We start from the raw sequence: 25,260 nt of genomic DNA, 5'->3' as shown, positions 1-25,260 counted from the left end.
AGGGGGAAAACGGATGAATGCCGCAGCATTAAAAGATACGGCGCGCCTTTTGTATCTTGCCGAAACAGAGAAGCGCGAAGTTGAAAGAATCACAAAGGACTACCCGGAGCTGACTGTCGAAGAGGCGTATGCGATTCAAGAAGAGCTGATTCAGCTGAAATTATGGGATGGCAATGGCATCATCGGTCCGAAAATGGGCTTGACAAGCCGGGCAAAAATGAAGCAGATGAACGTCGAGGAGCCGATCTACGGTTATATTTTTGAAGATATGATCGTGCCAAACGGCGGGAGCATCCGGATGAACGAGCTGATTCACCCGAAGGTAGAAGCGGAGATTGCTTTTGTGCTGGGGAAGGATATTGAAGGACCGGGTGTTACAAAGGAGCAGGTCCTTGAAGCCGTTGCTGAATTGATTCCTGTACTTGAAGTGATTGACAGCCGCTATGAAAATTTCTCATTTACCCTGCCTGACGTCATTGCGGACAATGCGTCATCTTCAAGAGTGGTGTTAGGTGAAAAAGTGAAGAAGCCGGACCATTTCAAGCTGGATGAAGCAAGAGTCTCTTTAATGATAAACGGCGAAGTCAAAGAGCAGGGCACTGGAGCAGCGGTTGTCGGACATCCCGCAAATTCGGCGGCCATGCTCGCCAACATGCTCTCCCGGAAAAAACAGAAGCTTGCGGCCGGCAGCATCATTTTAACGGGCGGTGTAACGGGAGCTGTCATGCTGCAGCCGGGCGACCGCGTTTCAGCACAAGTAGAAGGGCTGGGAGATGTATCATTTTCAGTCCAATCATAACCTGAGGTGATCATATGCCGATCGTTTATATTCAACTATTAGAAGGCCGGCCGCCTGAAAAGGTCGAGGAAGTCATTCAAAAAGTGACGGAAACGTTGAGCGCCACCCTTGATGCTCCGAGTGAAAACGTCCGCGTTCTTGTCACCGAAGTTCCTAAAAGCCACTGGGGCATTGGCGGAACACCGGTCTCAAAATTAAGACCTTAAAGAAGGCGATGGGAGGAACCGACATGTCAATTGAATTGGCGGCACTTGTGCCGCATACACCGAGGATGTGCTTTGAAGATAAAACCCCTGACTTCCAAAAAGAGCTGGTCAAAGGTATGAAGCGGCTCTCCGGGACCATTGAAAGAATTCAGCCTGATGCCGTTGTTCTGATTTCCTGTCACTGGACGTCAAGCTTTGACCATCTGATCGATGCAGCTCCCGACCATCAAGGCGTTTTAACAGCTTTGGAGTGTCCGAATTTAATTTCCGATGTTCCGTATTCTTACCCCGGGGACACTGAATTGGCGATGCATTTGGCCGAAGCCGGCGCAAAAGGGGGGCTTTCCGTCATTCCTATCAATGATCCAGCCTACTGCTGGGATTACGGGACGGTTGTTCCGCTGCGCTATCTCATTCCAAAAGGGGATATTCCGGTCATCGATTTATCGGTTACATTGGCGGCGAACCTGGAAGAAACGTATTTGTGGGGCCGGCTTGCCGGAAAAGTGCTGAAAGAAAGCAGAAAGAAAACCGTGTTCATCAGCAGCGGGGCACTCAGCCATCATTTGGTGAGGGGGCCTGAATGTATGCCGACATTGGCCGAACAGGCCCTCGATGCACAATTTTTAACTTATTTAACAGATAACGATCTTTTATCAGCTAAGCAGATGCTGCCTCAATATGCTAAAAATGCCGGGCTTGAAGCCGGCGGCCGCCACATCGCAATGCTTTTGGGCGTGCTTGAGGACGGATGTAAAAGCACGTTTTACGGATACGGTCAGTCTTCCGGGAGCTCCAATGTCGTCATGGCATTCGAACCGGCGGGGCTAAAAGCTTCGTCACACGCTTTCAATGAAAAAGATACCGTGCGTTAAGCGGTTTTCATAATACGATAAGAATCGTGGAGGGGAACATGAAAAATCGTTCAGTTCATCCAGCAGAAGTCATGGCGGCCAGCAAATTCAACAAAGTGCACCTGACTGTTTTCCTGTGGTGTTTTTTCGCCATCGCCTTTGACGGTTATGATATTGCGATGTACGGCGTCAGCCTGCCATGGCTGATGGAGGAATGGAGCCTGACCGCCATTCAAGCCGGAGCGATCGGGAGCTATACATTGATCGGCATGATGCTCGGCGCGCTTATTTTTTCACCGATCGCAGATCAATACGGCCGCAAAAAGGTGTTAGGCTTCTGTATCTTTCTGTTCAGCCTGTTTACGGCATTTGCCGGGCTGATCGATTCTCCGCTTTTATTTACGATCATGCGGTTTCTCGCTGCTCTTGGAATGGGCGGATTGATGCCGAATGCGATTTCGCTGATGACAGAGTATTCGCCGAAAAAAAACAGAGCGGTGATCGTAGCCGCCATGTATTGCGGCTATTCCGCAGGCGGTGTGCTGGCTTCCCTCGTCGGCATGTTCGCCGTGCCCGGGACAAGCTGGAGAGTGCTGTATCTGATCGGAGCCGTGCCGCTCTTCGTGCTCCCGTTCTTTTTCAGCCGGTTCCCCGAATCTCTGTCATTTTACGTTTTGAAGAAAAAGACGAAAGCGCTGGCTGAGATTCTCAATCAGGTGCATCCGGCGGGACGGTACAGGGAAGACGACAATTATCAAATCTCGATGATTGCGAAAGAAAAGAAGGGCTTTCCGGTAAAAAAACTGTTCGAACAAAAACGTGCAGCAAGCACATTCGCATTCTGGCTTTCCGTTTTCAGCTGCCTTCTCATGGTCTACGGCTTGAATACATGGCTTCCGAAAATGATGCAGGCGTCAGGCTACGGGCTGTCGTCAAGCTTGTCATTCAATCTGGCGCTGTGCAGTGGACAAGCCGCAGGAGCGGTATTCGGCGGATATTTGGCGGATAAAGCCGGCCACAAAAAAGTGCTTGCGGCTATGTATGTCATCGGGGCCTTTTGTTTTGCAGCGTTTGGAATGACGATGAACCCCGTTCTTTTGTACTTGCTGATTGCCTTAGGCGGGGCATGCACTGTCGGAGCGCAAAATATCGCCAATCCTTATATTTCAGAATATTATCCGAAAGAAATCAGGGCGACCGGAATCGGATGGGCGCTCGGGGTCGGCAGACTCGGAGCGATCATTGCGCCTTCGCTGTTTGCATTGATTCTTGCTTCCGGGATGGAGCCGAAGCAGGCTTTCATGGTGTTCGCGATCCCGAGTGTTTTTGCTGCACTCGGCATCATGCTCGTCCAAGAGAAACATGCTTCATTTGATTTTGTCTCTAAGTCGGAAAGCGCCGAGTTTACATTAGAAGCTACATCAAAACATGGATAAAGGGAGGAAACCATTTTGCGGACACAAGTGGGAATTATCGGAGCGGGGCCTGCCGGGCTTATGCTCGCAAACCTGCTCCACCGCCGGGGAATCGATGCGGTCGTGATCGAATCCCGCTCGCGAAAGGAGATTGAAGAGACCGTCCGTGCAGGCGTTCTTGAACAAATGACGGTAGACTTGCTGAATGAAACAGGCGCCGGTGAACGGATGATGAAAACAGCCATGTTTCATCAAGGGATTGAGATCCGCTTTGGCGGCAAGCGGCACAGAATTGATATGCACAAGCTGACGGGAGGAAAGTACATTGCCATCTATCCCCAGCATGAAGTGATCAAAGATTTAATCGCCGTCCGCCTGCAATCGGGAGGGCGCATCGTTTTCAATGTGTCTGGCGTCCGCCTGTCAAATATTGATACAGAAGCGCCCGTCATCACTTATCAGAATGAAAACGGCGATACAGAAGAACTGACCTGCGATTTCATCGCAGGGTGCGACGGCTTTCACGGACCGAGCAGACAAAGCATTCCGAAGGAGATCCGCAAAGAGTACGAAAAGGTGTACCCTTACGGATGGCTCGGCATATTGGCTGAAGCACCTCCGTCCTCGCCTGAACTTGTATATGCCCATCATGAAGACGGGTTTGCCCTCGTCAGTACGAGGACACCGGAAATCCAGCGGCTTTACCTGCAAGTCAGTCCTTCAGATTCAATCGGGAACTGGCCGGACGAGAGGATATGGGAGAAGCTTCACTTAAGGCTGTCGGCCGATGATGGGTGGAAGCTGACTGAAGGCCCGGTCATTCAAAAAAACATTGTCTCGATGAGAAGCTTTATATGCGATCCGATGCAATACGGCAGACTCTATTTAGCAGGGGATGCCGCGCATATTGTACCGCCGACAGGTGCGAAAGGCCTGAACCTTGCGATGGCGGATGTTCAGCGGCTTGCATGGGCGCTCGAAGACTATTACGAAGCCGGCAGAAGCGAACGGCTGGCCAGCTATTCTGAGGCTTGCCTCCGCCGCGTCTGGAAAGCGGAGCGCTTTTCCTGGTATATGACATCCCTGCTGCACCGCCATCACGGCTACACGCCATTTGATTACCAAATACAATTGGCTGAACTTGACCATGTCACAACCTCAACAGCGGCCGCTCAAAGTCTTGCCGAAAATTATGTCGGGCTGCCGCTTGAATTCGGAGAACCGTCTTTAAGCGTCACTTGAATGAAGTGGAAACGCCGGAGATAAGAAAATTTCCACAACATGTTTTCGTAAATGGTATAATGGATGTTGGCTGAAATGCATAACGAAAGGGTTTACAATATATATGGCAAAGCAACCGATTGATCTACTCATCCAGCCGAAATGGAGAATCATTGACCAATCCAGTCTCGGCCCATATTTTGATGCAAAACAATCATTTGCGATAGATGATACGCTGTGCGCTTCTGTCGGAAAGGGTTTGTCTCCGGCGACGGCGCGTTCCTGGGTGCACCATGACACGATCGTACTCGGAATTCAGGATACAAGGCTTCCTTATTTACAAGACGGGATTTCATTGCTTGAAGAAGCGGGGTATCAAGTCATCGTTCGCAATTCCGGCGGACTGGCCGTCGTTTTGGACAGCGGGGTTTTAAACGTTTCGCTGATTTTTCAGGATAAGAAAAACGGAATTGATATCGACCGGGGCTATGAAGCGATGTTTGAGCTCGTTAAGCGAATGCTGTCATCCTATGACGCAGCAATCGAAGCCTATGAAATCAAAGGCTCTTACTGTCCGGGCAGCTTTGATTTGAGCATCGGGGGAAGGAAGTTTGCGGGAATTTCCCAAAGGCGCCTGAGAGGCGGAGTGGCTGTTCAAATTTATTTGTGCGCTGATCAAAGCGGAAGCGGGCGCGCTGAACTGATCAAACGCTTCTACGACACCGCATTGAAAGACATGCGCGGGAAAACCAAAGCCGTTTATCCAGATATTCGCCCGGAAACGATGGCTTCGCTCTCTGAACTTCTCAATGAAGACATCTCGGTTCAGGACTTGATGCTCTTGCTTCTGACACAGCTGAAAGAGCTGGGCGGGGAGATTTACCAAGGCCCCCTCACGCCCGCAGAAGAGGAAGCATATGAGAAAAACCTTGTCCGTATGATTGAACGGAATGAAAAAGTTTTTGGTTAGAAGAGGAGCCCCTGCGCCGCCTTTATATTCGTTGGCAGGCTTGCTTAAAGCGGTGAAAAACCGCAGCGGCCTCTAGCGGACTGTGAAAATGCTTCAAAGACGGCAAAATCCTAAAACGGTTGAACGTTTCAGGATTTTGTCACACCTCACCGCTTCCGAAGCGGTTTTTTTTATGCTGCGCTCGAAGCGCTTTTTCGTTTTACATTTGTTTTGATGAGAAGATAAGCCGCCAAAGCGATGATATACGCCAAACTGACGGCCATTAAAATAACGGTTGCCGGCGTATGCTTGGCCGCGTAGACGAAAAAATCAAGCTGCGAAATATCGTGTGAGTGTTTTATGGAGTCCTCTCCATAGAGCAATTTTGTAAACTTGGCTGTATATCTCCACTCCCACGGCACCTTTAAAAGCTCGCTGCCTTGATACCAGCTTGCCAATGCAGAAAACAAAAACAAAAGGGCCGCAGTGCCGAACTGAACCGCATATAAAACAAACTTCATCAAATACCCCGCCTTATGAATTGCTATCCCTATTATGAAATTTTTGTCATATGAAAGCAAGCCGCAGAGGTAAAAATACCCCCTTTTTTTAAGAAAGGGGTATCATCGGTTCGAAAAATTATCGTATGCGTTGTCAGTCCTAGCTGCCTGAGCGTCTCTGCCGCCCCCTCTGAAAGGCTATTCAGCCATTTTTTCCAAATTGCCGTTCCGGTCCATTTTGAAGGCGGGCGCAGCGTGTTCGTCTTCTTCGAATAAAACTAGTTTTCTTGCACGGTTCATAATTTTCACGAGCGTTTCGTAGTCTTCTTGGATGGTCGTCTGGTCTTTTTCCAGCTTTTTGACTTCCGCTTCAAGCTTTTCAACTTTTTTCGTCAGCTCTTCATTTTCCTGTTTTAAGCGGTCGTTTTCCATTTTTAAAGCGGCAGTCTGTGCTTCGTTTCCTGTATAGTTTTGCAGGAAGCGGATCACATCATCGATCGTCATGTCTTTCGATGAATCGGTTGTATGGCCGGCTTGCGGCTGATTTGGTGATAGAAGGTGCGATAAACTAGCTAACTCTTCTTTAAAGCTCTCATCAACATAAGGCAGATGCTCGCTAGCGATCGGCTGCTGTTCGCTTGAATCGGCGGTTGTTTTCTGCTGCTCAACGACGCTTTCTGCAGGCGGTTCAGCATCTGTTTCGACCGGCGGCTTGTATAATAAGCGTTTTTTCGCCGGCTGGCCGTTTCCAAGGGCGCGCATTCTTTGCTTCCTTTGTTTTTTAGCCAGCTGCAATGCTTTTTCGTATTGGTGGCGGACAACCGCGTTCCATCTAAAACCGCAGGCGGCTGATGTCCTGTTCAGTCTGTCTCCGACTTCCTCGAAGGCGTTCAGCTGTGTGCTGCCCTCCCTGACATGCCGCAATACCGTTTCAGCAAGCAGTAAATCATTTTCTTCAGACCAAGCGTCTTGTCTTTGTTTCATCACTTCTCAACTCCCATTGTCAGTATTGGTATTAGATTGTCCATTTTGGAAAATATTTATACAAGTTTGCTAAAAGAATAGGAACTGATTTTTTTAGCGCGATCCTTGCAGGAATGAAAGAATCCTTGTAAAATGAAGGATGGTGTCATTTTTTATCAAAGTTCGGCACGGTTGAATGCCTTTCATAAAGACAGATGAACAAAACGAAAGGAAGCGTATGAAATGGCTAATGAATTTCGAGTATGCGACGATTGTCAGGCCACTAATTTAAAGACGCTTTTGCCCCGTCTGAAAGAAATCGATCCGAATGCAAAAGTGGAAATCGGCTGCCAGTCATATTGCGGGCCGGGACGAAAAAAATCGTTCGCGTTTGTCAATAATCGTCCGCTGTCAGCTCCTGATGAAGACGAGCTGATCGAAAAAGTGAAAAAGAAACTCAAAAAATAACCGCCTCCCTAACGGGTCAGGCGTTTTTGCTTGTTTGCCGGGTTTTTTGCAGGCTGGAACAAATGGCCGGGTAAATTCAAGGATGTTTTCAAAAAAGCAGACTCGATATAATAGAAACAGACCTAAAAGAAAACAAGCAGATCGGGCAATACTTACAATATACATTTAGTTTTCCGAAGAAAAAGAGACGGATGGGCAGCGATCAGTTTGCCTCACGTTTGAAAAAAAAGAGGGACAAAAATGGCGTATCCAAACGGAAAATTATCAGAAGAAAAAGTGTTTAAAGATCCTGTTCACCGCTATGTCCATGTACGGGACAAGCTGATATGGGACTTGATCGGAACCCGTGAATTTCAGAGGCTGCGCAGAATCAAACAGCTTGGAACGACCTATTTGACATTTCACGGAGCCGAACACAGCCGTTTCAACCATTCTCTCGGCGTCTACGAAATTGTCAGAAGAATGGTTGATGACGTTTTTAAAGGCAGGGGGGAATGGGATGACAGCGAGCGCGATCTGTGCCTTTGCGCCGCATTGCTGCACGATTTGGGGCACGGCCCGTTTTCCCATTCGTTTGAAAAGGTCTTCCGGCTTGATCATGAAGATTTTACGAGAGCGATCATTTTAGGCGATACAGAGGTTAACCGAGTGTTAAACAAGGTGAGTCCGACGTTTGCAAAGGATGTCGCTGAGGTCATCGCGAAAACCTATCAAAATAAACAGGTCGTCAGCCTGATCTCAAGCCAGATTGACGCTGACCGCATGGACTACCTTCAGAGGGACGCCTATTATACCGGCGTCAGCTACGGCCATTTCGATATGGAGCGGATTCTCCGCGTGATGCGGCCGCGCGAAGACCAAATCGTCATTAAGCAAAGCGGAATGCATGCTGTTGAGGACTATATTATGAGCCGGTACCAGATGTACTGGCAGGTCTATTTCCATCCTGTGACAAGAAGTGCGGAAGTGATTTTGACGAAGATTCTTCACCGTGCAAAGCAGCTTCATGAGGAAGGCTATGTGTTCACGCATGCGCCCGTGCATTTTTACTCTATTTTTGAAGGCAATGTCACATTGGAAGATTATTTAAGTCTTGATGAATCAATCATTCTTTATTATTTTCAGGCCTGGGAAAAAGAAGAGGATGAGATTTTGTCTGATTTATGCCGCCGTTTTATCAACCGCAGGCTGTTCCAGTATGCGGAATTCAACCCGAATGAGGAAATGGCGACTTACTTTGAACTGACCGCCTTGTTTAAAGAATCAGGGATTGATCCCGATTATTATCTTGTGGTGGATTCGTCCTCAGACCTTCCTTATGATTTCTACAGACCGGGGGAAGAAGAGGAGCGCCTCCCGATTCAATTGCTGACGCACAACGGCCAGATTAAGGAGCTGTCGCGGCAGTCCGATATTGTCGATGCGATATCAGGCAAGCGGAGAACGGACCATAAGCTGTATTTCCCGCTCGATTTGATCGAAGGATTGCCTGACGGCCGTCATGCGAAAAGAATGAAAGAATTGCTCGGACTGATATAGAAAGAAAAGGATGAAGGAGATGGCGGAGATTTGTTAAAAGAACATGCAAAGCTGATGAAGGTCTTCTCGGATTCGGGGGAGATTGTCGGGCGGAAAAAGCTGCAGAAAATTATTTATATCGCAAAGAAATTGGAGCTTCCCTTTTATGAAAAGTATGATTTTCATTTTTACGGGCCGTATTCAGAGGAGCTGACGCTTCAAGTCGAAGAACTTTGCAATCTCGGATTTCTCCATGAAGTCAAAGAAAAAAAAGGCGGCTATTATCAATACCGCTATTCGCCCACTGAAGCGGGAAAGCAATTTTTGAGCCAGTGTGAGCTGGATATGGGGGATATTAAAGCCTATATTGACGACGTGAACGGCCAGTCATCGCGTTTTTTGGAACTGGTATCGACGATTCTGTATTTTGAAGGGCTGAAGCAGGAAGAGATCAGAGAAAAAGTGTTTACCGTAAAAAGCAAACAGCGGTATACGGACGAAGAGTTCGATGAAGCCGTCGCTTACATAAAAAAGCTCAGAGACCTTTGTTCATAAGCCTGCCGGAAACGGTAGGTTTTTTGTTTTGTTTTTTTGTAAACATTTTGGAATTTTTGCGGGGAAATAGAAAGAGCAGTAAACAGAACGTGTGTAATATTTCCTCTTTTTGGATGAATTGAAGGAATTTTTAGGTGACTAGCAGAATCTTTCATTCGTTCAAAAAAAGGAGGGGTTTAGCAGTGAAAAAGCGTTCTTTATTCTTATCTCTATTACTTTCCGTCAGTCTCATCCCCGGTGTGACAGCCGGCGCCGCCAAGGTGGACGGGCACGATCATGAGCACGGCCATGAAGTAAAAGGAACTCATATCGATTCTTTGCCTAAAGCGAAAGACTTTAAAGACTTGAAAGGAAAAGTTCAAATTGAAAGAACGGTCAATACGAAAATATTGGATGATAAAGGAAATGTGACGGGGACGAAAACGTTTAAAAAAAATACGAGCAAAGGGACATTTTCAACCCAGGCAGGCACGGGAAGTCAGAAAGTGAGCGTCCTGGCTGTGGCTGACGCTCAGTATCGCGCGAAATACAGCGATTGGCAGACGAGAATCGTCCAAATTATTGAGCAGGCGGATGTCATGTTCAACAGGGATCACGATATTGATTTTGTCGTCGAAGCCGTGGCGCCTTGGACCTCTTCCGGCAGCAACAGCTCTCAAATTCTATCAAACCTTCAGAGCAATTTCAGCGGGCGCAACTATAAATTTGTCGCCGGATTTACGGCAAACAGCAATTTTGATGCAGGCGGTATCGCATACGTATACAACAGCAAGCCGAACGGCAGCGCCTTCAGCGTAAACCTTGACCAGGGAACGGCCAACACGGCAAAAGCGGCTACACACGAATTTTCCCATAACTTCGGCTTGGGGCATGATGCGCAAGGAAGCGGAATCCGCTGCATTATGAACTATGACTACGCTTATTCTGTCGATGTGTGGGACGCGGAGCATAACAAAGAGATCGAAAAAAACAAAGCTTGGTATAGATAATAAAAACGGCGTCCCGCACGTAAGCGGCAGACGCCGTTTTCATTACATATCGCTCATTCGTTTGCCGGCGACACCGTAGTTTTCCTTTTTCATTTCCTCAATGATGACCGCGATTTTTTCTGCAGGTGCGCCAGTTGTTTCGGAGACGGCTTCGGTCACTTTTTTCACCAGATTTCTTTTTTGTTCATCTGTGCGGCCTTCCAGCATTTGAACTGTTACGTATGGCATATGTTCTCCTCCTCCTTTTTAAAAAATGGCTGCTCACTTTAGCATCAGGTGCTCTTATAGTATACTGGAGATAGTAAATCTTTGTATATGAGAAAGAGGGAAAGCCACATTTTAGACCGTTTTCTTATTTATCCGCTGGAAATGATTCCGTATGTTGTTTTGACACTTGCTGCCGCATTCACCGTGCATGAGGTCGCCCATGCGTATGTGGCTTACAAATTCGGCGATGAGACGGCCAAACGGCAGGGCAGGCTGACGCTTAACCCGCTCAAGCATCTTGATCCGTTTGGGACGATTTTAATCTTTATTTTGGGATTCGGATGGGCAAAGCCGGTGCCCGTTAACCGCTTTTATTTTAAAAATCCGAGGCTGGCCGGACTTCTCGTCTCAATCGCAGGACCGATCAGCAACCTGATCCTTGCTTTCATCGGTTTTATATTGCTGCTTATGTCCGTGAAGCTGTCCGGGACGCTGCCTTCCGGTTTTTACAGCGGCTTGCTTCAATTTTTTACGATTTGGGTTAATCTCAACCTGCTTTTATTTTTGTTTAATTTAATGCCGTTCCCGCCCCTTGACGGTTTTCGGGTTATACAGGATGTGGTCGCGCCCAAGGTGCGGGCGAAGCTGTCGAAATATGAAGCGTACGGCTCGATCGTGTTTCTGATTATCGTCATTACACCGCTTGGCCAATATGTATTCTGGCCATTTTTGAATGACGGGCGGGAATTGATCATCTCGATATTTAACAGCGTTTTCCGGCCGCTGATGTAGGAGGTATTTTTGATGGAACAAGGTAAAAAGAAAAAAACAATCGGATTCAACATTATAAAAAGCGATCCGACAGACGGACACGGGGGATTTGGAGCAGGCGCTTTAAGCCTTGACAACATCTCGCCTGTCTTTGTCGATGTTGAAGAGAAAGAAGCGTTTGTTGATATCGGCGCCATGCACGCCCGCAGCACAGTTGAAAAAGGAATCAAATTTTTGCCGAACAAGGAAGAGGTGCCGAACGGAAAACCTTACTGGCTTGTGTGGGTTACGATCGACCGCAGGGAAGAAGGCCCTTATTATGCGGGTGTGACGGCTTGTGAAATGACGGTGGACAGAAGCATCCGCCGCGGCTACAAATCGCTTCCGGAGCACGTGAATTTAATGGATAAGTCGATGAAGCGGAAGATTATCGTCGAGCATATGGATGAAGGTTCTAAGCGCGTTCTTGCCGATTTTCTGAAAAATCATGATCAAGGGCTTTGGGACCGTTCATCAGACGAGCTGAAAAAGGGATTGCTCCAGCAATAGGAAAAAAACCCCCCGGACCGCCGTGAAGTCCGGGGGGTTCGTCTATCCCGCCAAAAGAGTTTATTCTTCTTTTTTAAACCATTTTTCCCACCACTTTTTCCGCTTGTGGGGAGCGGCCGGCTTTTCGTGCCCGGCTTTTTGCTCCTTATAGATTTCCTTTCCGTAGCATACCTGCTCGGGTTCAGTACCTTCGATAAAATAAGCGAAATATTTGGACGGACAGCTAGGAGCCGCCGCATAGCCTGAAGCCGGATCGATGTACATCCCTTTCACGCCTTCAGGCGGTGTTAAAGCTGCGGCGGGCGCGTCTTCAAGCGCTTTTTCCATAAATTCAGCCCAAATTTGTTTGGCATAGTTTTTCTCTGCGACGGCATCGATTGTCCGCTCTTTGTCATATCCCGTCCACACACCTGAAGCAAGACCGGGATAAAAGCCGATCATCCAGCTGTCGGTGCTGGTTGTTCCCGATTTTCCGGCGTATGGGCGCGTCAGCCGATCTGCGATCGTCTGGCCGGTAACAGATGTATAGCCGTTGAGTGACTTGTCGAACATCCCGCTCATCATGTTCGCCGTGATAAAAGCTGCTTTTGGGTCAAGGGTTTGTTTGCTTCGCTTCGGTTTTTCGTATAGAACCTTCCCGTTCGGATCGGTAATTTTCGTAATAAAGGAAGGTTCGATTTTTTTCCCGCCATTGGCAAACATGGCGTATCCGTTCACCATTTCAATCGGCTTCACAGGGGATGTTCCGAGCGCAAGCGACGGCACTTTTTGCAGCGGGCTCGTAATCCCGAATTGTTTTGCAGCATCAATCAGTCTGTCCATGCCGAGGAAAAGGTGCGTTTTCACGGCGTAAATGTTATCGGACAAAGCCAAGGCCTGCAGAAGAGTGATCGGGCCGTCTGCATAATAGCCGTGATAGTTGCTTGGGGAATAAGAGCTGCCTTGCCCGAGCTCAAATGTCGTTTCCGCGCTCCTCATCCGGGTGGCCGGCGTAAAACCGTTTTGAACAGCCGAATAATAAAGGAAAGGCTTCATGGTGGAGCCGGGCTGCCGCATAGCCTGCGTTACGCGGTTAAACGGGCTTTTTTCGTAGTCGCGTCCTCCGACAAGCGCAAGAACGCTGCCGTCGGTCGGGTTGATCGCTGCAAACCCTGCCTGAATATCGGATGACGAATCGATCGTGTGTTCGATCGTATCCTCGGCAATTTTTTGGAGACGCGGGTTGAGTGTGGTGAATACGTTGTAGCCGCCTGTTTCCGCTTGCTCCGGGGTCAAATGCAGCAATCGCGCGATTTCTTTAACAGCTTCGTCATAAAAGTACGGAGCGGTTTTTGCGGTTGTTTGCTTATCCTGTTTTTCAAAGCGGAGCGGCAGCTTTTTCAGTTCTGCCGCTTGCTTTTTCGTCAGCTTGTTTTCTTTCTCCATCATTGTCAGGATCATTTCCTGGCGTTCTTTCGCTTTTTTTTCATTAACAAAAGGCGAATAAACTGAAGGCCCCTTTGGAATGCCGGCAAGCATCGCAGCCTCCGCCGTATTGATATCTTTGGCCCGCTTGCCAAAATACAGCCGGGAAGCCGCTTCGATCCCGTAGGCTCCATGCCCGTAATAAATCGTATTTAAATAGCCTTCTAAAATATCTTTCTTTGTGTAGTTTTGTTCGAGCCGTATCGTATAAAAAGCTTCATTCCACTTTCTTTTCCATGTTTTATCGTGGCCGAGGTAGAGGTTTCTCGCATATTGCTGGGTAATGGTGCTGGCTCCCTGAACCTTGGACATCGCCTTTAGATCGGCAATGAGGGCGCCGCCCATCCTCATATAGTCGAAGCCGTGGTGCCGGAAGAAGTTCCGGTCTTCAACTGCAAGCGTGGCATCGATGACTGCGGGATTGATGTTCTTCAGCGAAACCCAGTACCGCTTTTGCCCGTAATGCGTTTCCCCCATCTGCTTTCCGCTTCCGTCATACAGCACGGTAGACCTCGGCACCTGAATCGAAGGAGCGCCTTGCCATTTGGCCGCCAGGACCACCGTCATGACAACGATTGAAAGGAAGATCAGCATCAATGCTCCCATGAACAAAAATGCGCGTATCGTCTTGATGGTTAAACGGACCCGCTTGTCCGTCATCATGTCCATGTTCAAATCTCCTCCCGGATAAATAAAATGTTCTTATCATTATGAGGAAAAAGAGGAGGATTTAAACAAGCGGGAAGGAAAAAACGGCAGACACTCGAGCGGCTGATTAACACAGCAATCCGAGGAATCCTATTTTTTGGGGGTCATCACATATAAAATCAGCCATAAGACGAGAACGGCACCTTCGCTGACAGATGCGGCCAGAATCGGGGAAGCCCCGGCTGCATGGATGGACAACAGCATGCCTTCTCCCGGGAGCAGCCCTTTAAAGGATATATTGAATTTGAAAAGGAGCATTAAACCGGCAGACCATGCAAGCGGCAGCCATAAAGCAAGCTGCTCTTTCTTTGCGATCAGCGCACCCGCCAAACCGAGAAAAATCAAAAAGCAAAGCAACCACCAGTCAATGAACAGGCGTGACACGACAAACCAGAGAGGAGAACCTGACAGCTCAAAAAAAGGATGAACATTCTCTGAGCCGTAGCCGCCGAATGTAAACCAGCCGATGGCCGTGCTCCAAAACAGCAGGCAGATCATCACAAAAGCAGAAACGGTGCAGCCGAGCAAAATCAATGGCCAAACCGTTCTGTTTGTTACAATTGCACCGGCTGAACGCCGCATCCATTCCGCTGTGCCGTAAAACAAACAGGCTGCGGACAGGACAGCGACCATATGCATCAAATAAACGGATCCGCTGACTTCGAGAAGCCAATCCAGCAAAGACGGAACGGCAGCCTCCCGGATATAAACGGGGCTGAAAAACAAAACGGCCGCCCCGATCAGAAAAAATATCAATAAAAACCTTTTCCGGCGGCCGGTTATATACAGTTTGAGCAGTTGTTTGTTCTGCAAATGAGAACACCTCCAAAAGTACGGCAGAATAAGCCTTACGGACATCTGTGCTAAGCTTAGCCATTATAAAAGAAAAATCAGCCAATGGGAATAGAATGATCTTGGAATGACCCCTGAAAATGAATCGATCTGTCTTTACAATCACCTGCAATTCCTCTATACTTTTTCCTTAGGCAAAAGCCGATGCTTCAGTGCAGAATAATCGTCGCTGCAGGCGAGAAAAATAGATGGAAATACAGCTTATTATGAAAGGAAGATGACGCTTTGAGCGGACTTTGGTATACAGAAAAGCAAACGAAAAACTTCGGCATTACGATGAAAATCAACAGGACTTTACATACAGAGCAGACAGACTTTCAAAAGCTCGAAATGGCCGAGACGGAAGAATTCGGCAACATGCTGTTTCTGGACGGCATGGTCATGACATCTGAAAAAGATGAATTTGTCTACCATGAAATGGTGGCGCATGTGCCTCTGTTTACGCATCCGAATCCTGAGCATGTGCTTGTGGTCGGCGGCGGAGACGGCGGCGTCATCCGTGAAATTTTGAAGCATCCGAGCGTGAAAAAAGCGACGCTTGTCGATATCGACGGCAAGGTGATCGAATACTCCAAGAAATTCTTGCCTTCCATTGCAGGCAAACTTGACGATCCGCGCGTCGAAGTAAAAGTCGATGACGGCTTCATGCACATTGCCCAATCTGAAAATGAGTACGATGTCATCATGGTGGATTCAACCGAGCCAGTAGGGCCTGCTGTCAACTTGTTTACAAAAGGCTTTTACGCCGGCATAGCAAAAGCGCTAAAGGAAGACGGCATTTTCGTTGCTCAGACGGACAACCCTTGGTTTACACCTGAACTGATCACAAACGTTCAGCGCGATGTAAAAGAGATCTTCCCGATTACAAAGCTGTATTTGGCCAACATTCCGACATATCCAAGCGGATTGTGGACGTTTACGATCGGTTCGAAAAAATACGATCCTCTTGAAGTGGAGGACAGCCGCTTCTTCGATATTGAGACGAAATACTATACAAAAGAAATTCATAAAGCGGCATTCGTCCTTCCGAAATTCGTCAGCGATTTAATCAAATAAAACAGTTTGGCGCAGGATGGCATTCTGCGCTTTTTTTCAGGGAGGTTTTTGAAGATGAGATTTGATGAAGCATATTCCGGCAAGGTGTTTATCGCAAGCCGCCCCGATTGGGAAGAGGCGGACGCCATCCTTTATGGGATGCCGATGGATTGGACGGTCAGCTACCGTCCCGGCTCCCGCTTCGGTCCGGCGAGAATCCGCGAGGTGTCCATCGGGCTTGAAGAATACAGCCCTTATTTGGACAGGGAGCTGGACGAGGTTCATTTCTTTGACGCCGGCGACATCCCGCTGCCTTTCGGGAACCCGCAGAAGAGCCTTGACATGATTGAAGAATATGTTGACAGCATTTTAGAAAAAGGAAAATTCCCGCTCGGAATGGGGGGAGAGCACCTCGTTTCATGGCCGGTCATTAAAGCGATGTACAAAAAATATCCCGATCTTGCCATCATCCATATGGATGCGCACACAGACCTTCGCGTCGACTATGAAGGAGAGCCGCTCTCGCATTCGACGCCGATCCGTAAAGCCGCGGAACTGATCGGTCCTGGCAATGTCTATTCATTCGGCATCCGCTCCGGTATGAAAGAAGAGTTTGAATGGGCAAAAGAAAACGGCATGCACATTTCCAAATTTGAAGTGCTTGAGCCTCTTAAAGCCGTCCTGCCGAAACTCGCAGGGCGTCCGGTTTATGTCACAATTGACATCGATGTCTTAGATCCCGCACATGCGCCGGGAACCGGTACGGTTGACGCCGGAGGCATCACATCAAAAGAGCTGCTCGCTTCGATTCACGAAATCGCCCGCTCAGACGTCAACGTCGTTGGAGGAGATCTTGTCGAAGTCGCTCCGGTCTATGACCATTCTGAACAAACCGCAAATACGGCAAGCAAGCTGATTCGCGAAATGCTGCTCGGCTGGGTGAAATAAAACAGGCTGTCCTTTTTTCAGGACGGCTTTTTTCTTAGAAAATGGTTTATCTCCCCGTCCGTTCTGTTAAGATGGTATAAAGGAGCTGCGGTTGAACTTTTTTTCCCGAATGATTATACTAATCAAGTCAAATCGGATCAAAAAAGGAAGTGTCGGAATGGATCAGGAGACACCCGTTAATATCCATGTGAAATCTGTTATCCGGGAAGGATCGGATACAGAAACAATCGAGTTTCGGACAACTGGGTTTTATTATATGAAAAAAGATAAAATATATCTTTCTTATCATGAAGAGCATGATGCGGGAAAGGTGAAGACGATCGTCAAAGCAAGTGAAAACGAAGTTCTGGTCATGCGTTCCGGCGCCATCGAAATGAAACAGCGTTTCAGGCCGGGCAGCCGCACCGTCACTCATTATAAAATGCCTTTCGGCAGACTCGAGCTTGGCGTGGATACAAAAGCCGTATCCGTCACCCATCAGCCGCCAGACGGAAAGATCAGCGTTGAGTACGATATGATTGTAAGCGATGAACAAAAGCATTTACATAAGATGTCGATTTCGTATAGAGGAGGACACGAGTCATGAACATAGTCGAACAAATGAAAGATGTGCTGAAGCAGGAAATTAAGGAAGCTGTCATGAAAGCCGGCCTCGCCGCAGAAAGCGAGATTCCTGAAGTCGTATTGGAAGTTCCGAAAGACAAGTCGCATGGCGACTATTCTACTAATATGGCTATGCAGCTGGCGAGAATCGCCAAAAAAGCGCCGCGGAATATTGCCGAGGAAATCGTCGCATCCTTTGACAAAGGAAAAGCGTCGATCGACAAACTTGATATCGCAGGACCGGGCTTTATCAATTTCTACATGAACAATCAATATTTAACGAAGCTGATTCCGGCTGTGCTTGAAGCAGGAGAGGCCTACGGTGAAACAAATATCGGGGACGGAGAACGCGTTCAGGTGGAATTCGTCTCAGCAAACCCGACGGGCAACCTGCATCTTGGACATGCCCGCGGAGCCGCTGTCGGAGATTCCCTCTGCAATGTACTTGAAAAAGCGGGGTATGAAGTGAGCCGCGAATATTATATCAACGATGCCGGCAATCAAATCAACAACCTCGCATTATCCGTCGAGGCCCGTTACTATCAGGCGCTTGGAAAAGATAAGCCGATGCCTGAAGACGGATATCACGGCGAAGATATTAAGGAAATCGGCCGAAAGCTTGCTGGCGAATTCGGCGACCGTTTTGTTCATGAAGAAGAGAGTGAACGCCTCGCGTTTTTCCGCGAATACGGCTTAAAGTACGAATTGGGCAAACTTCGTGAAGACCTCGAGAATTTCCGTGTCCCATTTGATGTCTGGTACTCAGAGACATCGCTTTACCAAAACGGAAAGATCGACCAGGCGCTCGAAGCCCTTCGCGAAAAAGGGCACATCTATGAAGAAGACGGGGCGACATGGTTCCGCTCGACGGCGTTCGGCGATGACAAAGACCGCGTGCTGATCAAAAAAGACGGGTCCTACACGTATCTTCTGCCTGACATCGCTTATCACAAAGACAAGCTTGACCGCGGCTTCCAAAAGCTGATCAACGTATGGGGAGCGGACCATCACGGCTATATTCCGCGCATGAAAGCGGCCATTGAAGCGCTCGGTTATGACAAAGAAACGCTTGAGGTCGAGATCATCCAGCTCGTCCACCTTTACAAAAACGGCGAAAAAATGAAAATGAGCAAAAGAACCGGAAAAGCCGTCACAATGCGTGATCTCATTGATGAGGTCGGCCTTGACGCGGTGCGTTACTTCTTTGCGATGCGCAGCGCCGATACCCACATGGACTTTGACCTGGATCTGGCCGTCTCTACATCTAATGAAAATCCGGTTTACTACGCGCAGTACGCCCATGCGAGAATTTGCAGCATGCTGCGCCAAGGCGAAGAAAAAGGTATTTCATTTGAAGGAAACCTTGATCTGACGAAAATCGGTTCTGAAAAAGAGTATGATCTGCTAAAAGTGATCGGCTCGTTCCCTGAGGCTGTCGCTGATGCCGCAGAGAAGCGGATTCCGCACCGCATTACAAACTATATTTTTGAATTGGCATCTGTGCTCCACAGCTTTTACAATGCTGAGAAAGTTCTCGATCCGGCAGATGAAGAAAAAAGCCGGGCGCGTTTATCATTGATGAAGGCAACACAAATCACATTAAATAATGCACTCAAGCTGATCGGCGTATCAGCGCCTGAAAAAATGTAAAACGAAGCCCCCGTCCATTGAACGGGGGCTTTTTTCTTTATTTGGTGGGGAGGCGTCTCACAAAGGAAGGAGCGCCGCCTTCTCTTATTGAACTTGAGCTTCAGAAAGAATCGATTGTGCTTTTTTTACTAATTCCTGCGCCATTTTCCCTTCGATGACAATCAGGCACTCATTTTCGCGATTGGCCATTCTGAACATTTCCAACTCAATTAAATCTTTAATTTTGCACATCGTTTTTCTTGAGCATATATATAGCTGATGTCTGGCTGAGCGGCAAAGCCTGTACAGCTCAATCAAGTTTTTTAATGTCATCGATTGTGCGCGGAGTTTAATCGACTCTGCTTGGTTCATCGTACATCCCTCCGTATGTAATCATCACCTTGGTGAAATGTTACCCGCATCTCATGCAGGATAAACGTACGATTCATAAAAAATATGAAATCGATTTCGCCAGCCATTCGACGGGCCGCTGCATTACCGGCCGCTTCGCATACCGCTCCTTTGTCAGAAGCTCAGCATGTTCAATGCTTTCCTTGACGACGTCAAAGAATTGTTTTGCCCAGTTTTTATCATGGATGACGACATTCACTTCATCATTGAGAAACAAGCTCCGGTTGTCAAAATTCGATGTTCCGATCATCACATGCCGGTCATCGACGATCACTGCTTTTGCATGATAAAAGCCCCTGTAGTACCGGTAAATATAGCAGCCTGCTTCCAAGAGTGCGGGAAAGTGCGTGTAGGCGGCCTCTTTGACAAGCGGATGGTCAGCTTTCATCGGCACGAGAACCGACACGATCACGCCCCTTTCCCTGGCTGAAAGAACAGCCTGCTGCAAAGCCGGGCTCGGAATATAGTAAGGCGTGCAAATCATGATTCTTTCTTTTGCCTGTTCAATAAATGAAATGTATTTTTCCTCTAGAGAAAACCCCTTTGTCGCATGGATGGAATGGGTGACCGCTCCTCGATGCAGCGGCGGAAACACGCTGCTGTCCGGCTTTGGCTGCGGCGCTTCTCTTTTGAAGTCCGATAAAAAAATGTGCTGCAAGTCGGCCACGCCTTCTCCCGCCATTCGCAAATGGTAATCCTTCCACGGTCCGAATTCCGCTTTTTTACCAAGGTATTCTTTCGCAATGTTAAATCCGCCCACATAGCCGATCTTTCCGTCTATGACGGCGATTTTTCGATGATTTCTTGCATTCAGCCGATAAAAGAAATAAGGGAAGCCCGGCTTGTTGACGAAAAAAACGTGCGCTCCGCTTTGTTTCAAGCCGGACAGCACTTTTTTCTTCACCTTCATCGCGCCGATCCGGTCGATCAGCAAGCGGACGCATACGCCGGATTTCGCTTTATCCTTCAGCACCTTCAAAAATTCAAGACTGATGTCATCGTTCTTCACAATATAAAACATGACATGCACCGACGATTCGGCCTGGCGGATGTCATCCATAAGCCGCTCACACAAGTCTTCTCCATTATGAATCAGTTCAATATCGCTTTTCTTCTCTGAAAAAACGGGTTCGTAGGCTTTCTTCTCAAAGGCTTTACGGCCGAAACGGAAATCGAGCGCAAGAAGCAGGATGAGAAAACATACCATAATCATAAGCGGCACCAATGAAGACACTCCCTTTTTTCGTGTGAAGAATAGTGTCCCCCTATTTTCCTGCATTTATGAAAATATATTGACTGAACACTCATTCATTATTTAAGATAAAGGTAGTTCAAGGGGATTTAAGGTTGGGGAAATGAAAGGGGGAGCAGCTGATGAATGTCTTACTGTGGTTGAATTTCATTGCGTTTTTAGGTGTAACCGCTTACGCCGTTTATCTGTTTGTCTATTTGATCAGAACGAGAATCAGTTACATCAGGCTCGGACAAAAAGAGGATTTTGATAAGCGGACGAAGGAGCGCCTTCAAAAGATATGGGAGAATGTGTTCGGCCAAAAGAAACTGCTTAAAGATAAAAAAAGCGGCATCATCCATGTCATGTTTTTTTACGGATTTATTCTCGTACAGTTCGGAGCGATCGATTTTATTTTGAAAGGGCTCGTTCCTGATCAAGGCCTTCCGCTTGGCGGCGTCTACCCGGCGTTTACGTTTTTTCAGGAAATCGTCACGCTGATGATTTTAATTGCGGTAGTCTGGGCTTTTCACAGGCGCTATATTGAAAAGCTCGTCAGACTGAAGCGCAATTTTAAGTCGGGGATCGTGCTCATGCTGATCGGCGGCTTGATGTTTACCGTTTTACTCGGAAACGGTATGAACATGGTCTGGCATGAACATTCATTATCATGGCACGAACCGATGGCATCAGGCATCGCTTTTGCCTTCGGCTTTATGGGGGAAACCGCCTCAGCGGCAGTGTTCTACTTGGCATGGTGGGCGCACCTTCTCATCTTACTGACATTTTTAGTCTATGTGCCGCAGTCAAAACACGCCCACTTAATTGCCGGACCGGCAAACGTATTTTTCAGTCGGCTGACAAACCCTGGAAAGCTTCAAAAAATCGATTTTGAAGATGAAACAAAAGAAACGTTCGGCGTCGGAAGGATCGAGGAATTTAGGCAGTCCCAGCTGATCGACCTTTACGCGTGCGTGGAATGCGGGCGCTGTACGAATATGTGCCCGGCTACCGGAACAGGCAAGATGCTTTCGCCGATGGATCTGATTTTGCGGCTCAGAGACCATTTGACAGAAAAGGGAGCAGCAGTGACATCGAAAACGCCTTGGGTTCCCGCGCCGCTCTTTCAGCATACGAAAGGCAACCAGCTGGCCATGGCGGCAGGGGGAGAAGGAACAAGGGAAGCGGCTGCTTCAGAACTTTACAATCCGAGCTTAATCGGCGACATCATCACAGAAGAAGAAATTTGGGCCTGCACAACCTGCCGGAATTGTGAAGATCAGTGCCCGGTCATGAATGAGCACGTCGATAAGATCATCGATCTCCGCCGCTATCTCGTGCTCACAGAAGGAAAAATGGATGCAGATGCCCAGCGCGCCATGACAAGCATTGAAAGGCAGGGGAACCCTTGGGGATTAAACAGAAAAGAACGTGAAAACTGGCGTGACATGAGAGACGACGTTGAGGTGCCGACAGTGAAGGAAATGAAGAAAAAAGGCGAGTCCTTTGAATACCTGTTTTGGGTCGGGTCGATGGGATCGTATGACCGGAGAAGCCAGAAGATCGCCATGGCTTTCGCACGCCTCCTCAATCAAGCCGGGGTCACGTTCGCGATTTTAGGCAATAAAGAAAAAAATTCAGGCGATACGCCGAGGCGGCTTGGCAACGAGTTTTTATTCCAGGAACTTGCCGCAAAAAACATTGAAGAATTTGAAAAAAATGATGTTCAAAAAATTGTAACCATCGATCCGCATGCATACAATATTTTTAAAAATGAATATCCTGATTTTGGTCTGAAAGCGGAAGTATATCATCATACAGAAATTCTCGCTGCCCTCATTGAAGCAGGAAGGCTGAAACCTGAGTTTCCGGTTCACGAAACCGTCACCTTTCATGATTCATGCTATTTGGGCCGCTACAATGAGGTTTACGATCCGCCGCGCGATATTCTCCGCTCCATTCCGGGCATCCGTTTAACGGAAATGGAGCGCAGCCGTGAAAACGGAATGTGCTGCGGAGCGGGGGGCGGCCTCATGTGGATGGAGGAAGAGGCTGGAACAAGGATCAACGTTGCCAGAACGGAGCAGGCGCTCAGCACTTCGCCTTCTGTCATCAGTTCGGGCTGTCCGTATTGTTTGACGATGCTCGGTGACGGAACAAAAGCCAAGGAATTGGAGGATCAGGTCGGCACGTACGATGTAGCGGAGCTGCTTGAACGCGCCGTATTCGGGTCAGAACAAAAAGAACATGCATCATAGACGGATTTCAGGTTTTGAATAAAGAAGGTGTGAGCTGGATCTCCGCCTTCTTTTATCTTCGGTATGTACAAATCATGATAAGGGGAGAGGATGTCAGGTGGCGAGATCGGTTATTGCAGGCGGAGCGCGCACGCCTTTTGGAAAACTCGGGGGCGCGCTTCAATCAAAGACGGCGGCGGAGCTCGGCGGAATCGCTATAAAAGAGGCATTAAAACGTTCCGGTGTACATCCTGAGGATGTCGATGAAGTCATCATGGGCTCAGTTCTTCAAGGCGGACAGGGGCAGCTGCCGTCGAGGCAGGCCGCGCGTTTTGCGGGACTTCCATGGGACGTCAAAACGGAAACGATTAATAAAGTGTGCGCTTCAGGTTTAAGAAGCGTCACAATGGCGGATCAGATCATCCGGGCCGGTGATGCGGAGGTCATTGCCGCAGGAGGTATGGAATCGATGTCAAACGCCCCTTATTTACTTCAAAAAGCGAGGTGGGGGCTGAGAATGGGAGACGGAGCGGTTAAAGATTTAATGATCACAGACGGGCTGACATGCTCATTTACAGGCGTTCACATGGGCTCCTACGGAAATGCCGCTGCGAAAGAGTTGGAGATTGCCAGGGAAGAGCAGGACCGATGGGCGCTCAGAAGCCACATGCGGGCCGTACAGGCTGCGGCTTCAGGCGTGCTCGGAGAAGAGATCGTCCCGGTCAGCATCCAAGAGAAGCGGGGCGGCGAATTAACTGTTGATCAAGATGAAGCTCCGCGGGCCGACACGTCATTGGAAAGGCTGTCAAAGCTTGCCCCGGTTTTTGACCATGATGGGACAATTACTGCGGGAAACGCGCCGGGGGTAAATGATGGGGCATGCTCACTTATCGTGATGAATGAAGACAAGGCAAAGGAACTTAATATGAAGGCGTCCGCCGTCATTAAAGCGCACACATCCATTGCAGTCGAAGCTAAAGACTTCCCGAAAACCCCCGGTCTTGTCATCAGAGAACTGCTTAACAAAACGGGAGCCGAGCTTTCTGATATCAACCTGTTTGAAATCAATGAAGCTTTCGCCGCGGTTGCTTTGGCAAGCGGAAAGATCGCGGGCCTTGACATGGAGAAGGTCAATGTCAACGGCGGCGCCATTGCGCTTGGCCATCCGATCGGTGCGAGCGGAGCAAGAATCATTTTAACGCTTATGTACGAATTAAAACGGCGCGGCGGCGGTACGGGTATTGCTGCTATTTGCAGCGGCGGCGGCCAGGGAGACGCCGTGATGATCGAGGTATAAAAAGGGGGATTTCAAATGAAAAAAGACACGATCATGGTCATCGGAGCCGGCCAGATGGGAGCCGGGATCGCCCAGGTCTCTGCCCAGGCCGGATACAATGTTTATATGTATGACGTATCACCTGAACAAATTGAAAAAGGAATGAAGCGCATTTCCAGCCAGCTAGTCAGACAGGCGGAAAAAGGCAAGCTGCCGCATGGAGACGTGCAGCAAATCTACCAGCGTCTTTCTCCTTCGGCTTCGCTCGATGAAGCGCGGGAAGCCTTTCTCATCATTGAAGCGGCTGTTGAGCAAATGGATGTAAAAAAAGAGATTTTCAAGCGGCTTGATGAAGTGACCGAAGACTCAGCCATATTGGCATCAAATACATCGTCCTTGTCGATTACGGAACTTGCTTCCGTCACGAAAAAACCTCAGAACGTTATCGGTATGCATTTTATGAACCCGGTTCCGGTCATGCAGCTTGTCGAGGTCATCAGGGGGCTTGAGACGAGCGGCGAAACATATGAAACCGTCGTGGCTGCGGCGGAGCGGATGAACAAGGTTCCGATAGAGGTGCGGGATTTTCCGGGATTTATCTCCAACCGCATTTTAATGCCGATGATTAATGAGGCGGTTTTTGCACTTTATGAAGGCGTCGCTGAGAAAGAAAGCATAGACGGAATCATGAAGCTTGGCATGAACCATCCGATGGGCCCGTTGGCTCTCGCCGATCTGATCGGTCTGGATACGTGTCTGTATATTATGGAGACGCTGCATGAAGGCTTTGGCGATGATAAATACAGGCCTTGTCCGCTCCTTAAACAATATGTCAGCGCAGGACGTCTCGGAAAGAAAACGGGCAGAGGGTTTTATACGTACGAAAAGCAGCCGACATAAGG

The 25,260-nt window shown here is 48.4% G+C and carries 26 protein-coding genes; 19 read left to right on the top strand and 7 right to left on the bottom strand.

Annotated features, from left to right (window positions below; genetic code table 11):
- Positions 1-13 precede the first annotated feature (13 nt).
- The 6 genes from MKX80_RS20440 (at position 14) to MKX80_RS20415 (ending at position 5,465) form a co-directional block, all read left to right on the top strand.
- Entirely contained in the window at positions 14-799 is a 786-nt protein-coding gene (locus MKX80_RS20440) for a fumarylacetoacetate hydrolase family protein (protein WP_182069901.1), read from the top strand.
- Positions 800-813: 14 nt separating this feature from the next.
- Positions 814-1,005 carry a 4-oxalocrotonate tautomerase gene (locus tag MKX80_RS20435; RefSeq protein ID WP_182069902.1) on the top strand — a complete coding sequence of 64 codons (192 nt, stop codon included), beginning with the start codon at positions 814-816 and terminating at the stop codon, positions 1,003-1,005.
- Between the two features lie 23 nt (positions 1,006-1,028).
- Positions 1,029-1,880: an extradiol ring-cleavage dioxygenase gene (locus MKX80_RS20430; protein WP_154998434.1), complete on the top strand. Its 852-nt coding sequence runs from the start codon at positions 1,029-1,031 to the stop codon at positions 1,878-1,880.
- Positions 1,881-1,918: 38 nt separating this feature from the next.
- The gene (locus MKX80_RS20425) at positions 1,919-3,295 is read left to right on the top strand and encodes an aromatic acid/H+ symport family MFS transporter (protein ID WP_182069904.1); all 1,377 of its coding nucleotides are present in this window, start codon (positions 1,919-1,921) and stop codon (positions 3,293-3,295) included.
- Between the two features lie 15 nt (positions 3,296-3,310).
- Entirely contained in the window at positions 3,311-4,516 is a 1,206-nt protein-coding gene (gene pobA, locus MKX80_RS20420; protein ID WP_268333020.1) for a 4-hydroxybenzoate 3-monooxygenase, read from the top strand.
- A gap of 103 nt (positions 4,517-4,619) precedes the next feature.
- The gene (locus MKX80_RS20415) at positions 4,620-5,465 is read left to right on the top strand and encodes a biotin/lipoate A/B protein ligase family protein (RefSeq protein ID WP_026580256.1); all 846 of its coding nucleotides are present in this window, start codon (positions 4,620-4,622) and stop codon (positions 5,463-5,465) included.
- 170 nt (positions 5,466-5,635) lie between these two features.
- Here the strand turns inward: MKX80_RS20415 and MKX80_RS20410 are convergent, their stop codons facing one another.
- Both MKX80_RS20410 and MKX80_RS20405 read right to left on the bottom strand, forming a co-directional pair.
- On the bottom strand, positions 5,636-5,965 hold the full coding sequence (locus tag MKX80_RS20410) for a YjdJ family protein (protein WP_154998428.1): 330 nt from the start codon (positions 5,963-5,965) through the stop codon (positions 5,636-5,638).
- A gap of 177 nt (positions 5,966-6,142) precedes the next feature.
- Positions 6,143-6,931: an RsfA family transcriptional regulator gene (locus MKX80_RS20405; protein ID WP_182069907.1), complete on the bottom strand. Its 789-nt coding sequence runs from the start codon at positions 6,929-6,931 to the stop codon at positions 6,143-6,145.
- Positions 6,932-7,150: 219 nt separating this feature from the next.
- On the opposite strand from MKX80_RS20405, the gene MKX80_RS20400 reads away from it, so the two are divergent.
- From MKX80_RS20400 to MKX80_RS20385, 4 genes are all read left to right on the top strand, one after another.
- Positions 7,151-7,375: a DUF1450 domain-containing protein gene (locus tag MKX80_RS20400; protein ID WP_268328346.1), complete on the top strand. Its 225-nt coding sequence runs from the start codon at positions 7,151-7,153 to the stop codon at positions 7,373-7,375.
- A gap of 240 nt (positions 7,376-7,615) precedes the next feature.
- The gene (locus tag MKX80_RS20395; RefSeq protein ID WP_154998424.1) at positions 7,616-8,914 is read left to right on the top strand and encodes an HD domain-containing protein; all 1,299 of its coding nucleotides are present in this window, start codon (positions 7,616-7,618) and stop codon (positions 8,912-8,914) included.
- 30 nt (positions 8,915-8,944) lie between these two features.
- Entirely contained in the window at positions 8,945-9,448 is a 504-nt protein-coding gene (locus tag MKX80_RS20390) for a YwgA family protein (RefSeq protein WP_154998422.1), read from the top strand.
- Between the two features lie 182 nt (positions 9,449-9,630).
- The gene (locus tag MKX80_RS20385; RefSeq protein ID WP_154998418.1) at positions 9,631-10,437 is read left to right on the top strand and encodes a zinc-dependent metalloprotease; all 807 of its coding nucleotides are present in this window, start codon (positions 9,631-9,633) and stop codon (positions 10,435-10,437) included.
- A 42-nt stretch (positions 10,438-10,479) separates the two neighbouring features.
- On the opposite strand, the gene MKX80_RS20380 is transcribed toward MKX80_RS20385, so the two are convergent.
- Complete coding sequence (locus tag MKX80_RS20380; RefSeq protein WP_003186089.1) at positions 10,480-10,665, bottom strand: 2-hydroxymuconate tautomerase; 186 nt, start codon at positions 10,663-10,665, stop codon at positions 10,480-10,482.
- An 87-nt stretch (positions 10,666-10,752) separates the two neighbouring features.
- Between MKX80_RS20380 and MKX80_RS20375 the strand changes: the two genes are divergently transcribed.
- Together MKX80_RS20375 and MKX80_RS20370 are read left to right on the top strand one after the other, a co-directional pair.
- Positions 10,753-11,436, top strand: a complete 684-nt coding sequence (locus MKX80_RS20375; RefSeq protein WP_268328444.1) for a site-2 protease family protein — start codon at positions 10,753-10,755, stop codon at positions 11,434-11,436.
- Positions 11,437-11,448: 12 nt separating this feature from the next.
- The gene (locus tag MKX80_RS20370) at positions 11,449-11,964 is read left to right on the top strand and encodes a YwhD family protein (protein ID WP_076788182.1); all 516 of its coding nucleotides are present in this window, start codon (positions 11,449-11,451) and stop codon (positions 11,962-11,964) included.
- Positions 11,965-12,024: 60 nt separating this feature from the next.
- Here the strand turns inward: MKX80_RS20370 and MKX80_RS20365 are convergent, their stop codons facing one another.
- On the bottom strand, positions 12,025-14,097 hold the full coding sequence (locus MKX80_RS20365) for a PBP1A family penicillin-binding protein (protein ID WP_182069908.1): 2,073 nt from the start codon (positions 14,095-14,097) through the stop codon (positions 12,025-12,027).
- Positions 14,098-14,226: 129 nt separating this feature from the next.
- Positions 14,227-14,949, bottom strand: a complete 723-nt coding sequence (locus tag MKX80_RS20360; RefSeq protein WP_268342614.1) for a hypothetical protein — start codon at positions 14,947-14,949, stop codon at positions 14,227-14,229.
- Positions 14,950-15,213: 264 nt separating this feature from the next.
- Between MKX80_RS20360 and speE the strand changes: the two genes are divergently transcribed.
- The 4 genes from speE (at position 15,214) to argS (ending at position 19,224) form a co-directional block, all read left to right on the top strand.
- Positions 15,214-16,044, top strand: a complete 831-nt coding sequence (speE, locus tag MKX80_RS20355; protein ID WP_003186080.1) for a spermidine synthase — start codon at positions 15,214-15,216, stop codon at positions 16,042-16,044.
- A gap of 54 nt (positions 16,045-16,098) precedes the next feature.
- Positions 16,099-16,971, top strand: coding sequence for an agmatinase (speB, locus tag MKX80_RS20350; RefSeq protein WP_043925194.1), 873 nt, complete (start codon positions 16,099-16,101; stop codon positions 16,969-16,971).
- Positions 16,972-17,128: 157 nt separating this feature from the next.
- Entirely contained in the window at positions 17,129-17,557 is a 429-nt protein-coding gene (locus MKX80_RS20345) for a DUF1934 family protein (RefSeq protein ID WP_234113274.1), read from the top strand.
- Positions 17,554-19,224: an arginine--tRNA ligase gene (gene argS, locus MKX80_RS20340; protein ID WP_268328345.1), complete on the top strand. Its 1,671-nt coding sequence runs from the start codon at positions 17,554-17,556 to the stop codon at positions 19,222-19,224. Before MKX80_RS20345 ends, argS begins: the two co-directional genes overlap by 4 nt.
- 84 nt (positions 19,225-19,308) lie before the next feature.
- Here argS and MKX80_RS20335 read toward each other — a convergent pair whose 3' ends face one another.
- Positions 19,309-19,575: a general stress protein gene (locus MKX80_RS20335; RefSeq protein ID WP_154998409.1), complete on the bottom strand. Its 267-nt coding sequence runs from the start codon at positions 19,573-19,575 to the stop codon at positions 19,309-19,311.
- A 73-nt stretch (positions 19,576-19,648) separates the two neighbouring features.
- Positions 19,649-20,839 carry a cardiolipin synthase gene (gene cls / locus MKX80_RS20330; protein WP_154998407.1) on the bottom strand — a complete coding sequence of 397 codons (1,191 nt, stop codon included), beginning with the start codon at positions 20,837-20,839 and terminating at the stop codon, positions 19,649-19,651.
- Between the two features lie 149 nt (positions 20,840-20,988).
- Between cls and MKX80_RS20325 the strand changes: the two genes are divergently transcribed.
- The 3 genes from MKX80_RS20325 to MKX80_RS20315 all read left to right on the top strand — a co-directional run bounded on the left by MKX80_RS20325 (position 20,989) and on the right by MKX80_RS20315 (position 25,258).
- On the top strand, positions 20,989-23,103 hold the full coding sequence (locus MKX80_RS20325) for a heterodisulfide reductase-related iron-sulfur binding cluster (protein WP_182069910.1): 2,115 nt from the start codon (positions 20,989-20,991) through the stop codon (positions 23,101-23,103).
- A 97-nt stretch (positions 23,104-23,200) separates the two neighbouring features.
- Positions 23,201-24,379, top strand: a complete 1,179-nt coding sequence (locus tag MKX80_RS20320; protein ID WP_182069911.1) for an acetyl-CoA C-acetyltransferase — start codon at positions 23,201-23,203, stop codon at positions 24,377-24,379.
- 15 nt (positions 24,380-24,394) lie between these two features.
- A complete protein-coding gene (locus MKX80_RS20315) occupies positions 24,395-25,258 on the top strand; it encodes a 3-hydroxybutyryl-CoA dehydrogenase (protein ID WP_268308102.1) in 864 nt (287 codons plus the stop codon).
- The last annotated feature ends 2 nt before the right edge of the window (positions 25,259-25,260 follow it).

The sequence above is a fragment of the Bacillus sp. FSL K6-0972 genome (assembly GCF_037976035.1).
Classification (GTDB): domain Bacteria; phylum Bacillota; class Bacilli; order Bacillales; family Bacillaceae; genus Bacillus; species Bacillus haynesii.
The sequence above is the reverse complement of the archived record's forward strand: the minus strand, read 5'-3'. Positions and strand labels throughout refer to the sequence as shown.